11 protein-coding genes are annotated in these 15038 nt (G+C 62.8%); 8 read left to right on the forward strand and 3 right to left on the reverse strand.

Going from position 1 to position 15038, the window contains the following annotated elements; translation table 11 throughout:
• The first annotated feature begins 149 nt into the window (after positions 1-149).
• The 4 genes from AC1DJO_RS14790 (at position 150) to AC1DJO_RS14805 (ending at position 6790) form a co-directional block, all read left to right on the forward strand.
• Positions 150-1472, forward strand: coding sequence for a polysaccharide biosynthesis/export family protein (locus AC1DJO_RS14790; protein ID WP_477971370.1), 1323 nt, complete (start codon positions 150-152; stop codon positions 1470-1472).
• Between the two features lie 18 nt (positions 1473-1490).
• On the forward strand, positions 1491-4703 hold the full coding sequence (locus tag AC1DJO_RS14795) for a glycosyltransferase (RefSeq protein WP_477971372.1): 3213 nt from the start codon (positions 1491-1493) through the stop codon (positions 4701-4703).
• Positions 4704-4706: 3 nt separating this feature from the next.
• Positions 4707-5963, forward strand: a complete 1257-nt coding sequence (locus AC1DJO_RS14800; protein ID WP_477944598.1) for a glycosyltransferase family 4 protein — start codon at positions 4707-4709, stop codon at positions 5961-5963.
• A 134-nt stretch (positions 5964-6097) separates the two neighbouring features.
• Positions 6098-6790 carry a sugar transferase gene (locus tag AC1DJO_RS14805; RefSeq protein WP_112516396.1) on the forward strand — a complete coding sequence of 231 codons (693 nt, stop codon included), beginning with the start codon at positions 6098-6100 and terminating at the stop codon, positions 6788-6790.
• Here AC1DJO_RS14805 and AC1DJO_RS14810 read toward each other — a convergent pair.
• A complete protein-coding gene (locus AC1DJO_RS14810; RefSeq protein WP_112390127.1) occupies positions 6780-6977 on the reverse strand; it encodes a hypothetical protein in 198 nt (65 codons plus the stop codon). The two genes, AC1DJO_RS14805 and AC1DJO_RS14810, sit on opposite strands and share 11 nt — an antisense overlap.
• Before the next feature lie 245 nt (positions 6978-7222).
• Here AC1DJO_RS14810 and AC1DJO_RS14815 point away from each other — a divergent pair, with 245 nt between their 5' ends.
• Positions 7223-8683 carry an oligosaccharide flippase family protein gene (locus tag AC1DJO_RS14815; protein ID WP_477971374.1) on the forward strand — a complete coding sequence of 487 codons (1461 nt, stop codon included), beginning with the start codon at positions 7223-7225 and terminating at the stop codon, positions 8681-8683.
• A gap of 30 nt (positions 8684-8713) precedes the next feature.
• Positions 8714-9535, forward strand: coding sequence for a methyltransferase, TIGR04325 family (locus AC1DJO_RS14820; RefSeq protein ID WP_112516393.1), 822 nt, complete (start codon positions 8714-8716; stop codon positions 9533-9535).
• 69 nt (positions 9536-9604) lie between these two features.
• Here the strand turns inward: AC1DJO_RS14820 and AC1DJO_RS14825 are convergent, their stop codons facing one another.
• On the reverse strand, positions 9605-11302 hold the full coding sequence (locus tag AC1DJO_RS14825) for an FAD-dependent oxidoreductase (RefSeq protein WP_477971376.1): 1698 nt from the start codon (positions 11300-11302) through the stop codon (positions 9605-9607).
• Positions 11303-11534: 232 nt separating this feature from the next.
• Between AC1DJO_RS14825 and AC1DJO_RS14830 the strand changes: the two genes are divergently transcribed.
• Complete coding sequence (locus tag AC1DJO_RS14830) at positions 11535-12713, forward strand: DegT/DnrJ/EryC1/StrS family aminotransferase (protein WP_477971378.1); 1179 nt, start codon at positions 11535-11537, stop codon at positions 12711-12713.
• The gene (locus AC1DJO_RS14835; RefSeq protein ID WP_477971380.1) at positions 12703-13449 is read left to right on the forward strand and encodes a 4'-phosphopantetheinyl transferase family protein; all 747 of its coding nucleotides are present in this window, start codon (positions 12703-12705) and stop codon (positions 13447-13449) included. The genes AC1DJO_RS14830 and AC1DJO_RS14835 overlap by 11 nt, the downstream gene beginning before the upstream one ends.
• Here AC1DJO_RS14835 and AC1DJO_RS14840 read toward each other — a convergent pair.
• A complete protein-coding gene (locus AC1DJO_RS14840; RefSeq protein WP_477971382.1) occupies positions 13419-15011 on the reverse strand; it encodes a glucosamine inositolphosphorylceramide transferase family protein in 1593 nt (530 codons plus the stop codon). The two genes, AC1DJO_RS14835 and AC1DJO_RS14840, sit on opposite strands and share 31 nt — an antisense overlap.
• Between the last annotated feature and the right edge of the window lie 27 nt (positions 15012-15038).

Genomic DNA, 15038 nt, shown 5'->3' on the forward strand with positions numbered 1-15038 from the left:
CCCATGCGCGCGAGCTACCCCAGCGGCCAAAAGAACTAGCTGCGCCTACCGCCTCCAGGGGATTTCGCTCGCGGGCGTTTCGCCTGATCATCCGTGCCATTATGCCCGGCGGCCCTCCGCCAGGACGATGCGAACCATGAGGCTGTCAGATGACCATTGGCGCAAAAGGACGCGGACGTTTCTCCGCGAAGGTTGCGGGCGCCGCCCTACTCTTGCTTGCAGCCGCCCAGTCAGGCGTTCTGGCGGATGAGAGCGGCTATCAGGTCCGTCCCGAAACCAAGCTGAAGGTCACCGTGGTCGAATGGGTGGCATCGACCGGCGACTACAAGGAATGGACCGCGCTCAACGGCGAATTCACTGTCACGCCGGCCGGCAACATCTTCATCCCGATGATCGGCCAGATGAATGTCGAGGACAAGACCGTCGATGAGATCTCGCAGCTGATCGGCGCCAATCTGAAGCGCATCACCGGACTGGCGACCGCGCCGACCGCCTCTGTCGAGGTGGTCAAATATCCGATGGTCTATGTCAGCGGCGCCGTCGAGCGCTCCGGCGAGTTCGAATTCCGCCCGGGACTGACCGTCAAGCAGGCGATGGCCATGGCCGGCGGCAAGGAACGCCGCAGCAGCCCGCAGGGCGAATATTCCGACGCCGAACAGATCCGCTATGCCGGCGATCTCGGCCGCCTCGAACTGCAGCTCAAGCAATATATGGCCAAGCGCGCCCGGCTGATGGCCGAGTTTTCCGGCAAGGATGCGATCGAATTTCCGCCGGAGATCGCCGCGGGGAGCCAGGATCCGATCATCGGCCAGATCATCCAGAGCGAAACGGCCCTGTTCAAGGCCCGTGCCGATGCGCTGAGCCGCGCGCTGCAATCGGCAACCGAGCTCGAAACCCTGCTGACCAGCGAAATCAGCGTCCTCGACGAGAAGATGTCGACGCAGGACCGGCAGGTCACCATCGCCCAGGACGAGTTGAGCGACATCTCCAAGCTCGTCGATACCAAGATCCTGACCACCTCGCGCAAGACAGCCCTCGAGCGCACGGTCGCTGAAATGCAGGGTAGCAAGCTCGACCTCGTCGTCGCCTCGATGCAGGCCAAGCAGAAGCTCAGCGAAACGAAGCGCGACGCCGAAACCCTGAAGAGCCAGCGCACCACCGAAGCCGGTCAGGAGCTGCAGACCACTGAATCCGACATCGAGGATACCAAGCTGAAGCGGGCAACCACGCTCCAGCTCTTGCAGATCGCCGGTGCAACGGTGTCCCGCTACCAGAGCCTCAAGGCTGTCGACCTGCAGCCGCTGGAGTTTTGGGTGACGCGCACCGCGAGCGACATTCCGACGACGAGCGAAGTTCAGGACACCGAGGAACTGCAGCCCGGTGACGTTCTCGATGTTCGCTACAACGTATCCACCAGCTTCCAGGGAACGGTCATTTCCGCCCTGGAACCTGAACAAAAACAAACGCCCTAGGGAGCTGCGAGGATAGACATGGTCATTCAGGAGATCGGCAAAATCGTTCCCGGCAATCATCACGCTTTCGATGAGACGCAGCGCGAATACATATCCTTCCGTGACATCTGGGCATTCCTGAAGCGCCACGCCGCGCATCTGGCGATCTGCACGGCACTCGGCGTGTCGGTCGGCGGGCTCTATATCTTCAGCACCGAGCCGATCTTCTCGGCAACGACCCGCTTGGTCATGGACCCCGAGCAGGGCCGTATCGCCTCGCAGGACGCCTTCACCGGCACCATCATCATCGAAGCCGCCGAAATCGCCAGCCAGGTGGAAATCGTTAAGTCGGAATCGATCGCCCGCGACGTCATCGCCAAGCTGAAGCTCGATCATGACCCTGAGATCATCGGCGGCGAGTCCTGGCGCGGCATGATAACCGGCGCCATAAAGAGCATCATCCCGGGCATGCACAAGCCGGAGACTGCGCCGCAATCCCCAACCGAGACGGCTGAGGAAGCCTTGATGCGCCGCACGATGGCGTCTTTCCTCTCCCGCGTCACGGTGACCCGCGTCGGCCAGTCCTATATTCTAGAAATCGGCTACAGCTCCACTGATCCGGAAAAGGCGGCCCGCGTCGCCAATGCCATTGCCGACGCCTATATCCGCTCAGGCCTTGCCGAGCGCGCCGCCGCCGCGCAGAGCGGCGCCAAGTGGCTCGAAAGCCGGTTGATCGAAGTTGGCCGGAAAGCCCGCGAGACAGCGATGCAGGCGGAAGAATTCCGCGCCAAGAACGGCATCATGGAGATCAATGCCACCTCCTCGCTCGACCAGCAGCAGCTTTCCGAAATCAGCACCCAAGAACTCAGCGCCCGTACCCAGACGGCGGCTGAAGCCGCAAAATACGACGCACTCGCCCGCCTGAAGAACGGCGGGGAGCCCGATGCAACGGTGCAGGAAGCCGTCAACAATCCGCGTATCCAGAAGCTTCAGGAGGACCTGAGCATCGCCGTGTCGAAGCTCAACAATCTGACCGGCCGTTACGACGCCGGCAATCCAGCCGTCGTTGCGGCACAGGACGAGGTCGCCGGCCTGAAGAAGGCGATCGACGACGAATATACCCGCATCCAGTCGCTCTACGCCACCAATCTGGAAGTCGCCAAGAACCGCGAACAGCTGCTCAAGACGCAGCTGGAATCGCTGACCGCCGCCGGTACCGACAAGAACCTTGCGCGTGTCGAACTGACCGAGATGGAAAGCCAGGCCACCACCTACCGCCGGATTTACGAAACCATCCTGCAGCAGGTGACCGGCGCCATCCAGCGCCAGTCCTTCCCGATCGGCAACGCCCGCATCGTCACGGCGGCCACCGCTCCGCTTTCCAAGAACTGGCCGAAACCCAGCCTCATCATTCCGCTGACCGCCATGCTCGGCCTTGCTGGTGGTCTCGGCATGGCTTTGTTCAACGACGGTTATCGCCGCCGCCTCAATGTCCTCGGGCGGCTGCGCAGCGAGCTCGGCATCAATTCGCTCGGGACCATCCCGCTGATCGGCCGCGAACGCAATCTCGCCGCCAGCGTCTCGCCTGTCAGCATCGACGTCGCCTACCGGCGGGTTCTCGATGCACCCTATTCACGCTTCACGGAATCCTTGCGCAGCATACGGGGCGCCATCGACGCCGCATTCCGCTCCAACAATTCGACCGTCATCGGCATCACCTCGATCACGCCTGGCGCAGGAAAGACGACGCTCAGCGTCAATCTGGCTCAAGTCTACCAGCATGAAGGCAGCAATGTCGTTCTCGTCGACGCCGACTTCATCAACGCACGCCTGAGCACAGTCGCAGCCGACTCCGGCCCGGCCTTCGGCCTGAAGCTGCTCGGCTCCGATCACGCCGCCCGCAAGAACAACCAGCGTCCGAACGATCTCGAGCCGGTGGTGGATACCGAGGGCGCGCTCGCGACCGTTACCGTACCCGACATCATGCGCTCGGCAGGCCCGCACCAGCGCTTCGGCCATCTGATGGCCTTGCGCCAGGAAATCGAGGCGTTGCGCCGCAAGTTCAAGATCGTCATCGTCGACATGTCGCCCTTCGAAGGGTCGGCTGATACGCGCCAGATCTGCAGCTTCATGGACGGCGTGCTGCTGGTCCTCGACAATGGCAGCGACGTGACCAACGACCGTATCCAGAACGCCCTCAGCGAATTCAGCAGCGGCCGCATCAATCTTCTCGGCGTCGTCACGACACAGATCAGCGCCGCAAAGCCGAAAGTATCGGGCGGCCGCCACAAGCTCCTGAAACCAACCGGGGCCACCCGGACCGCTTCGGTACCGGCAATCATCAACCGCGCCACGGCATCACCGCTGAACATGGTGGTTGGGATCGCCAGCTCGGGCCGCCGCGACATCCTCTCGGCCATTCTGCCGCAGATCTCGAAGCAGACGCGCCAACCCGACGAGGTCATCGTCTGCGTCACCTCGACCACCGATATCGACCAGGTGTCGCTTTCTTCGCTCGCCTGCCCCGTCCGCATCATCATTTCCGAGCGCGGCCTCTGCAGACAGCGAAACGAGATCGTCGCCAATGCCGGAAACGCCGGTGTGGTGCTCTTCCTCGACGACGACTTCATCATGGTGCCGAACTACATCGAACGGCTGGAAACCATCTTCCAGACCCATCCGGATGTCGCCATGTGCACCGGCCGGGTATTGGCCGATGGCATCATCGGTCCCGGCATCTCCGTTCATGACGGGTTGAAGCTGGTCAGCGACCGCGCCCGGCAATCGTCGAACCTGCCGATGACCATCAGCCCGATCTACAACGCATACGGCTGCAACATGGCAATCCGCATGTCGGCGGTGAAGGCAGGTGAAATCCGCTTCGACGAAAACCTGCCGGCCTACGGCTGGCTCGAGGACGTCGATTTCAGCCGCCGCATCGCCGAATATGGCAGCGTCGTTTCCGCCGACAGCCTCGAAGGCGTCCATCTCGGCGTCAAGGTCGCCCGCACGGCGGGTCTGAAGCTCGGATACTCGCAGATCGCCAACCCGATCTATCTGATGCGAAAGCAGACGATGGGTACGCGTTACGGCACAGTCCAGATCGGCCGCAACGTCGCGGCGAACTTCGCCAAATGCCTGCGCCCGGAACCCTGGGTCGATCGCCGCGGCCGGCTGAAGGGCAACATGCTTGCGATGCTCGACCTTTTCCGCGGCCGGTTGACCCCGCGCCGGATCGAAAGTCTGGAATAGCGGATGCGGCACCGTCAGCCCGATCGCGTCGTGATCATCAATGACCGTTCCGAACGGGTCGGCGGCGCGTCCAATCTGGCGGTCCTCTCCGCCGAACTGATCCGTGACCGGGGCATTCCGGTCACCTACTTCGCCGGCGACGGCGTCGAGCACGGTATCGCTTCGGCCGAGATGGTCGGCGTCGGCGGCATGCCGCTCGTCAACCAGCACAAGCTGGCGGCAACGATCGGCGGGCTTTACAATCAGGCAGCCTACGACAGCCTGCGCGGCGTCATCGCCCGTACCGATTCACCCGGCACGATCTATCACGTTCATGGCTGGTCGAAGATCCTCTCGCCGTCAATCTTCCGGGCGCTCTGGCGCGTCCGCTCGCGGGTGGTGCTGCACGCCCACGACTATTTCCTCTCTTGCCCGAACGGCGGTTATGCCAACTATCAGAGCCACCGTGTCTGCAACCTGACGCCGATGTCGGCACGGTGCCTGACGACGCAATGCGACAAACGCGGCTATCACGAGAAAGTCTGGCGCTCGACCCGCCATCTCATCCGCCAGCACTTCTTCCCGACGCGCTACGTTCCGGCCAATATCGTCATCGTGCACCAGCACATGCATGAATATTTCACCCGGGCCGGCATCAATGCCGAATTCATCCGCACAATCCGCAACCCGGTGGAGCCCTTCCTGCACCTGCCGCCCAGTCCGGCGGAGACGAAGAAATTCTTCTTCATCGGCAGGCTGGAGCCGGAAAAGGGCTTCGAGGATGCGGCGCGCGCAGCGCGTCTCGCCAATGTCCCGCTGCATGTCATCGGCGATGGCGCCGGTCGCGCGGTGCTGGAACGCGATTATCCCGAAGCCGTCCTGCACGGCTGGAAGAGCAAGGAGGAGATTGCCGGCCTCGTCACCGACGCACGCTGCATCGTCATCTCCTCGCGCGTGCCGGAACCCTTCGGTCTTGCCGCAGTCGAGGCGGTCGCCAGTGGCATTCCCGTGATCATTCCGCAGGCCGCACTGCTCGCCCGCGAGATCGCCGATCTCGGCTGCGGATTGACCTTCGAGAACGGCAATATCGAAACCCTGGCAGCCGCCATGCGGCGGCTTGCCGATGACGACGCCCTCATTCGCACCATGAGTGCAAATTGCCTGCGCCAGCGCTCCGGCATGGCACATACCTCCCTCTCCTGGGCTGAGGCCCTGTTCGAGCTCTACGATGAGATCCTCGAACGGGCACACGCTGGCCAAGAAGCTGCACTTGCTGGGTAATCCCGCATCGCAAGGCAACGATTGGACGCGCCCGATTACCTCTATGTGACTAGCCGACTACCCTCAGGATGAATTGTAAATGGCCAGACGCGCTGGCAACCTGATCATGGGTTCAAGGGTAAATGGGGTTTGATATGTTATCTGCTTTCGACGGCTTTGCCCGCGGTGACCAGGTCACGCCGGAGATCCGTGTCGTTGCAGCCGGCTACCGGCTCAAGCGTACCCTCGACATCGTTTTCGCTAGCCTCGGCCTGCTGTTTCTGGCCCCGGCCCTGATCCTGATCGTCATCGCCCTTTTGATCGTCGATGGCCGCCCCATCTCCTTCAGCCATACCCGTGTCGGCAAATACGGCCGCCCGTTCCGCTGCCTGAAATTCCGCTCGATGCGCACCGATTCCGCCGAGCGCTTGGCCGAAATCCTGGCGACCGATCCGGTGCGCCGGGCCGAATGGCAGGAAACGCAGAAGCTGATGAACGACCCGCGCGTCCACTGGCTCGGCAAGCTCTTGAGAATGACCAGCGCCGACGAATTGCCGCAGCTGATCAACGTGCTGCGCGGCGAGATGAGCCTTGTCGGCCCGCGCCCGATCATCGCCGAGGAAATCGAGCGTTACGGCGCCAACGCCCATGTCTATCTGGCGATGACGCCGGGTCTTACCGGCATGTGGCAGGTCAGCCGCCGCCAGGACACTTCCTACGAGGAACGCGTCCAGTACGACGTGGATTACTACCGCTCGTGCTCATTCACGACGGATATCAGCATTCTCTGGAAAACGGTCGGGGTGGTTTTTCTCGCTCACAACGAGAAAGAGCGGCTCACCAAATGAAAATGGCGGCGAGAATGACCCAGCAGGCGAGGCAGAACAGCGCCAAGCCCCAGCGGAGCTTGTATTTCAGGAAAGACGGACGGCCATCCGGCGCCTGGCCGGGACCGGCATCCTTGGAAAGATCACTGAAGCTGGCCGCGCTCTGCGCATATGCAGATTTACGTGCCGCCTTTGACTCTGTGATCATGACATTGTCTCCCTACCTATTCGGCAGCCGACTCAGTACAAGCTCTCCGTCCTGCCGGGAATCGCATACCGCGCAAACCTTGTCCAACGATTGTTTCTCGGGCTGGCAAGGCGGCGCCGTATCTATCCGGGCTTCAGTAATAACACCGCAGCCGCCTTGTTGTTCAATCCGCCGCGAGGTTCGGTGAGATGAACGAGGGGGAGGAAAGACCGGACAGCCAGAATCCGCAGCAGAAAGCCAGGCGCATGAAGATGCCCGCCTTCCTCGGTGCGGGGCTCTGGACGCTCTCTGCCAAGATCGTCTCGCAGCTCGCCCAGCTGCTGGCATTCCTGCTCGCCGCCCGCATCCTCGAATCGGCGCAATTCGGCTTTTACGCCTACAGTTCGGCGATCGCCATCCTGCTGGTGCTCTGTGCCGAGGGCGGCTGGGGCGAGTATGTGATGAAGTCCCACAGCACCGGCCGCGAGCTCGACCAGATCGGTACGATTGCGGTGATGTCTGGCGTTCTCTGCACCGGGGTCGGCTTCCTGATTTCCGGCGCCCTGCATGTCTGGAACGAGCAATGGCTCGGTATTCTGATCGCGCTCTACAGCTGCTGGTTCCTGCCTTCCTCGCTATCGGTCGTCTATGACGGCCTCCTCGTCAATCGCGGGCAGTTGAAGCAGCAGTCGATCATCCGCATCGTCGCCGAGGGCTTCGGGCTCGCCGTCACCATCGCCGGCTTGCATGCCGGCTTCCACGTCGCCTCGCTGATCATCGGCCGGCTGGTGATGCAGACCACCTGCCTGATCGGCTCCTTCATCGTCGTGCGCTGGTATCCGCGCTTCCATCTCACCCGCGCTTTCCTCTTCGATATCCTCGAATTCTCGCGGCACATCCTGTCCAACCGGATCATCTTCTACCTACGCTCCTATTCCGGCACTCTGGCACTCGGCAGCTTCCTGGGCCTGGCAGAAGCCGGTTACTACCGCGCTGCCGAACGGATCGTCGGCGCCATCTCCGAGCTGCTCGGCGAGCCGGCCCGCATGCTGGCCTGGACGGCTTTCCGCAAGATCAAGGGCCAGCCGGCCGACCCGCAGAAATTCGAGGAGCTCGGCCGCACCGCAACGCATTTCATGACGGCGCTGATGATCGTCTCGGCCCCCGTCTATATCGGCCTTGCGCTGGTCTCTCCCGCGCTCGTCGACATCGCGCTCGGCGACAGCTGGGCGCCGACTGCGGCACTCGTCTCCATCCTCGCCATCAAGCAGGTTCTGCTGATCCCGGGTTATGTCACCGAGCCGCTGCTGTCGATCACCGGCAACATCGCCCGGATGCCGCGCCTGATGCTGCTGAACGGCGTCGTGGCGATCGCCCTGATCGTCGCCGCAGCACCGTTCGGGGTCGAGGCCGCAGCCTTCGGCCAGTGCATCGCCGCGCTGATCAGCCTGAAAATCTCCGCCCATCTACAGGGCCGCTATGGCGGCCTCGACTGGAAGCGGGTGTTCCGCGATTGCGGCTATGTCTTCATCGCGATCCTCGCGATGTCGGCCATCGTCTATGCCTTCGGCTATATCGGTGAAGCGACGGCGATGACCCGCATCGAGATGATTGCCTTTCAGGTGCTGTCAGGCGCCGTGACCTATTTTGCAGCACTGGGGGTGATGCATCGGTTCCACGGCGGCGTCGTTCCGATCTGGGAGGTGAAAGATCAACACAAGACTTAGTGACCATCCATCAAGGCCGGGGAAAAGCCGATGACGACGACTGTGACGCTGAAAGGCCGCACATCGACTTTGCGCGAAGCAAGGCGGCGTGCTGAAAAGCTTATTGTGCCATTGCAAGCCCTCAGCGGGCGCTTGCGATACTTCCTTCCGATCCCGCGCCGCTTTACCGGCGCCTATTCCAGCTATGCCGAAGCGCTGGCCGCAGCCAGCACCGGTCCGCTTGCCGGCTACGATCACGACGAGATCGCCCCTGTGGCCTTCGAGCAGATGTGCAAGATCGCCGCCTGGGACTATCCGGTCCTCTTCTGGATGCGCGATCTGGTCCGCGAGACCGGCAGCCTGGTCGATGCCGGCGGCCATATGGGCACCAAATACCGGGCCTTCCGTTCACACTTGCCGCTTGGTCCGGATTTCCGCTGGGTCGTCTACGACCTGCCGTCGATCATCCGCGCCGGGCAGCGCCTTGCCGAAAAGGATAAGCTGACCCGGCTTTCCTTCGTCGACCGCATGGCCGACGCCGGTCCCGCGCCGCTGTTTCTCGGTTCCGGGCTGATGCAATATCTCGACATCCCGCTCGGCAAGCTGATCGGCGACATGCCGCAAGCCCCGAAACATCTGCTGCTCAACAAGGTCGCCCTGCGCAAGGGGCCGACCGTCGTGACGCTGGAGCAGATCGGGCCTGCCAAGGTGCCCTACCAGATCCGCAATGAAGCCGAGTTCATGCATCATGTGACCGGCCTCGGATACGAGCTGGTGGACCGCTGGGCGATTCCCTCGCTGTCGTCCAGGATCGACACCCATCCGGAACTCGGCGCCAGCGAAAGTGCCGGCTTCTACTTCCGCAAGATCTGAACGGGATCGCCACGAATCCAAAACGCCGCGCATTGCGCGGCGTCTTCATTTCCGGATCGAAATGGAACCTCAGACGACCTGGCGCGATTGCTGTGCGCCTGAGGCCGGCCGCCGCTCGCCGGCAAGGCGTTCGCTGAGATGATCGGCAAGCCGCATCGATAGCGCCACCAGCATCAGCGTCGGGTTCGCGTGACCTGCTGTCGGGAATACAGAGCTGCCGGCAACGTAAAGACCATCGACGCCATGCACCATCGCGTTGCGATCGACGACGCTGGTCGCCGGATCGCTGCCCATGCGCGTCGTGCAGGATGGATGGGCCATGTCCATGAAGGCCGCCGCCGACCGGTCGCCGGAGGCGATCCATTCGGCAAGCTCCGGCTCCGGCAATCCGAGCCGCTGGAACTCGCCGGCAATGGTCTGCGCCAGCCGCGCGATGCTCTCGACTTCGGTCTCGCCGATCTTCCAGTTGACCCGGGCAATCGGCTTGCCGAAGCGGTCGAGCTTCTCGGACAGCGTCACGCGGCTTTCCGGATCAAGCTGCTGCTCGGCCATCACGTCGAAGCGCAGTTCGGCCGAACGATGCGGAAGTCCGCGCATCTTGACGAGACGCTGATAGGCGCCCGATACGACCATGCCGGCAGAACCGGCGACCGTTAGCAGATCGCCGAGCGCGCGCTTGCCGCCGCCCTTTGCCAGCCGCTTGAGGGCTGCCCAGGGATCGTCGGCAGCGTGGATCTGCACCGGATAGGCGGCACAGTTGGTTAACCCTTCCCGCACCTGGATCGCTGGGCTCAGAGACAGGCCGCGAAGATAAAAATGCGGCGCGCCGCCATGCTTCAACCCGTAGAAGTTGAAATGACGCGTGACTGCGTCGATATCCCGGCTCTTGCGGAAGCGCATCAGCGTCGTGCGCGGATGATCGGCGAGATAGCGGCCGACCGTGCCGCGGGTGTTTCCGAGACCGGCAGGCGACAGCGAATTCGACGCCAGAAGCAGCCGCGCATTCTCGACGCCGCCGCAGCAGAGCACCACCATCTTCGCCCGCACTGTCGCCGTATTACCCTCGGCGCTGGCGACGCTCAGCGAATGATAACCGCGCTGTTCGGCACGGATCTCGGTGACATTGGCGTTGGTCAGGAACTTCGTGCCCGATTGCGCCAGCCCGCGGGCCACATTGGCAAAGCGCATCGGCTCGCCCCTCTTCTTCCGCTCATGGCTGAACTGCCAGAAGAAATAGCGCAGGCTCTTGGCGTCGAGCCTGAGCTCTTCCGGCGCCGTGCGCAGCAGATCGTGCAGCTTCTCGTCATAGACGTTGGGCCCGAGATTGAGCAGTTCGGCGGCACGGCCGAGATGCGGCATCAATTCATTGCGCTCGAAAGGCCAGCCGGACAGCCGGAGCCACGGCCGCAATGCGAAATCCATATCGTCGAAGGCGGCGCATTTGCCGATCCAGGTATGGGTGCTGCCGCCGAGCATGCGGTTGCGAAGCTCGAAGGCCGGAATGGCGTTCAGCCAGGAAAGAGAGCCGTTATAGCCCCGCCCTTCGGGCGCCTGACGGCCGCCGGATGGTTCACCGGTATTCTCGACCGCATTCAGCGCCTGCGGGCCCGGTTCATAGGACGGGCCGCCACTGTCGAGCACCAGCACATCCGCCTTTCCAGTCAGCTCGCGCGCGATCGTAAGCCCGGCAGGCCCGCCGCCGATGACGGCGACATCGACCTGCAGCAAGGTGTGCACGGGCATGGATCTGAGATCGAGAATGCTCAAGGCCTTTTCCCCTTCGATAGCGTCCCCTTTGATAGCAAGACCGCGCCCGCGACATAAATCGTCCAATGAGGTCCCGCGGATTAGATCGCCTACCGACTTCGGCTAGGCTCCCACCACCGGCCACCCTCTCCTAAGCCGGAAGGATATGCTGAACGGCCCGGCGCTCCGTTTTAAGGTTCGGTGTCGCGCGGCCATGAGCGCCGCGAATTGGGAGCGCAGGAGATTTCAGCAGATGGCCCGTGTCGGAGTTCGTGAATGGCTGGCGCTTGCGCCGGTAATGCTATCAGGCAAGCTCGCCCGTTACAGCGATGACACCGGCGGGCCGCTGAAGCGTTTCGAAACAGACTTCTGCGAGAAGTTCGGCCTGTCACACGCGCTGACGATGTGCAACGGCACCGCAGCGCTGATTTCGGCGATTGCCGCCGCCGGCATCGGCCCCGGCGACGAGGTGCTCGTGCCCGCCTATACCTGGATCGCCACCGCCGCCGCCCCGCTCGCTGCCGGCGCCGTTCCCGTGCTTGTCGATATCGACCAGACGCTGACCATGGATCCGGCCGATATCGTCCGCAAGATCACGCCGCGGACCAAGGCGATCATTCCGGTTCACATGGCCAACATGGTCTGCGACATGGATGCCATCATGCGGATCGCCCGCGAACACAATCTTCTGGTCATCGAGGATGCCTGCCAGGCGGTCGGCCTGACCTACAAGGGCAAGCGCACCGGCTCGTTCGGTGATGCGGCGGCCTACAGCTTCAATCAGTTCAAGAACATCAATATCGGCGAAGGCGGCGCTCTCGCTACCAACGATGCCACCCTGTTCGCCCGCGCCCGCATGTATCACGATATCGGCGCGCTGTTCCGCGGCCATCTCGAATTCATCAAGGAGCCGCCGATCCTCGGCGTCAATTTCAAGGCCAACCAGATCCAGGGCGCGATGCTGAATGTCCAGCTGAAGAAGCTCGATCCGATGATCGGCAAGATGCGCCGGCGCTATGATGTGATGACCGACATCCTGTCGCACAGCGACGTGCTGCGCGTCGGCCCCCATAACGACGTCAACAACGCCGCCGGTCTGCATGTCATGTTCGACACCGAGGACGACGCCAAGCGCTTTGCCGCCGAACACAAGCGTGGCGTTTACCGTCTCTACGATTCCAGCCGCCACGTCTTCACCAACTGGCAGCCGATCCTGCAGAAACGTACCGCCCATCCGGGCATGAACCCCTACAAGTGGGCCGACAAGAGCGTCGATTACGGCGGCGACACCTGCACCCAGTCGCTCGACATCCTGAAGCGCACCTGCCGCATCAGCCTCGGCGAAAACTATCCGCTGATGCTGATGGCCCATCTTGCCAAGCGGATGGTGCAGCAGCGTCCGGCCGGCGGACAGCTCGCCTATGCGACCTGAGACGGCTGGCAGCGACGGCATCATCGACCTCTGGCTGTTCGATCTCGAACCGCCGCTGCCTGACGTCCACGGCTTCGAACGGCTGCTCAGCGGCGACGAGCGGACCCGCGCCGCCGCCTTCGTCTTCGACGCCGACCGCAACCGTTACATTGCCGGGCGCGGGCGGCTGCGCGAAATCCTGGCGCACTATCTCGGCCTGCCGCCGCAGGACATCAGCTTTAATTACAACGAATACGGAAAGCCCGGTCTCGACACCGGGCTTCACGGGGTTCTGCATTTCAATCTGAGCCACAGCGCCAGCCTGGCGCTGCTGGCCGTTTCGGACCGCTATCCTCTTGGCGCCGATATCGAACAGGAGGCGCCGTTAAAGGAAGACGTGGCCGCCTATTGCTTCTCCGATGCCGAACGGCGCGATCTCGCAGCCTTGTCGCAAGACGAGTACCTGAACGGCTTCTATCGCTGCTGGACGCGCAAGGAAGCCTTCGTCAAGGCGCATGGCGAAGGCCTGTCGCTGCCGCTGCAATCCTTCGACGTCTCTATCGGCACGGAAGCCACGCCTCTTCTCAAGAGGCTGGACTCCGATCCATCAGGCCCCCGGAAATGGAAGCTTTTCAATCTTGCCCCGGCGCCAAGCTTTGCCGGCGCCCTGGCAGTGTTGACGGGCGGCAGGAACCCCCGGCTGCAATGGCGCAGCCTGGAGGAACTCTACGCCGTCAGCCGCGCATCCAGTATGTAGCGCCCGCCTGCCTCGTCGAAATGATGGCAGCCGTGCAGGCCGGCCTTGAAGTCGGGCGTGATCACCCGGACGCACCGCTCGCGATAGGCATCTTCGCTGAGCTCGTCGATCTCCATGATGTTCAGACCATAGCCGTAGACGCCGTTGGTGTTACGCTGCGACGGCCGGTAGAGATGGCCGCCGCGCTCGAACATCCGCCCGCCGTTGCGAGCCGCGACGCTGCCGATCACCACAGGATTGTGCCGGTGCGGCTTCAGACCCTTCAGATCCGGGCCATCGACCTCGTAGATATAGAGCTCGCTGCAGTGATCCTCATAGGCGTGATAGTCGGATAGATTGCTGAACAGCCACCACTTGCCGCCATGCTGGACCAGCATGTTGTCCGCGGCAGACCGCCCTTCGAGCGCCGTGGAATGCAGCTCCCATTTCAGCGGAAACTCGACGCAGCGCCATATCTCGATGCGCTTGGTGGCATGCGTCTCCGGCATCATGAAGATGTCGTCGCCATCCCGGAAGACGTAGGGATAGGAGAGATGGTGCTCGCAATTCAGCGCGATGCCGACAGGAACGAGCTTGTCGCCCTCGAAGCGCCCCACCGAGATATGCGCCTTGTGACCGCCGGTCGAATAGGATTCGTAGAACAAATAGCAGTTGCCATCATGCTCGAAGAGAAAGGGGTCGGCCTTGATGTCGTCCTTGGTCGGCGGCACCTCGATCGATTGCGACGGATCGAAATCGTCGATCTTTCCCCGGCCGGTATAGAGCGTCCAGACGGCGGCGCGCAGATGCATCCGCCGGCCGGCCGCACTCGCCGCGCGTTCGAGGAGATGCAGGCCGAGAGCCGCGCCATAATGCAGCACAGTCGCAAGCTTCGGTGGTGTCGCAGGTTTGCGCACCCGGGCGGGCTCGATGTTGAGCTCGCCGGCAGCCGCCTTGCGCAGCTCGCGCATCAACAGCGTGACCGAACGCTCCTTGATGAAGGCGGTGTTGCGGGCTGCTGAAATCTTGATGTTGAAACTGCAGGCGGCAATCGTCGATTTGCCCGCCCCGCCGCGGTCGGCTGACAGGATAAGCTCGGTCGCCGGTGCCTTCGACAGCAGATCCCGGTATCCGAACCAGCTGCCGTCTGCCGAGCACTCGTCGGAAAAATTGAACGACCAGACGCCGAACGGGAGAAGGTTCGCCACCGTTGCCGGCAGCGATGCCGGTGTCATCCGGATGATCAGATCCAGCCCCAGTTCGACCGCAAGCCGTGCAACATAATTGCCGCGCGCCGTATCGTCGGACATCGCATGCATGACGTCGAAGCGCTGCTCGGCAGCCTGGAAGCTGCCGGGCAGATAGGCGGGCTGGCGGGCAAAAAGCCGGTTCTCGATCTGCCATTGCAGCCGGAACAGGCGCGATGCCCGCGCCGTGCCGTCGGGACGATCGTGGACGATGACGGTCTCGAGCACGAAACGGCTGTCGGCCTTGATCCGGTCGAGCACGGCCAGCTGCCAGCTTTCCAGCCCGTCCTTGCTTCCGGCCAGAACGCCGATCCTCAGCGGTCTGTCTTGTCCCATGATGTCGCTCCGTTTCAACGGGTTGCG

It is taken from the genome of Rhizobium sp. 05N430 (assembly GCF_056396985.1).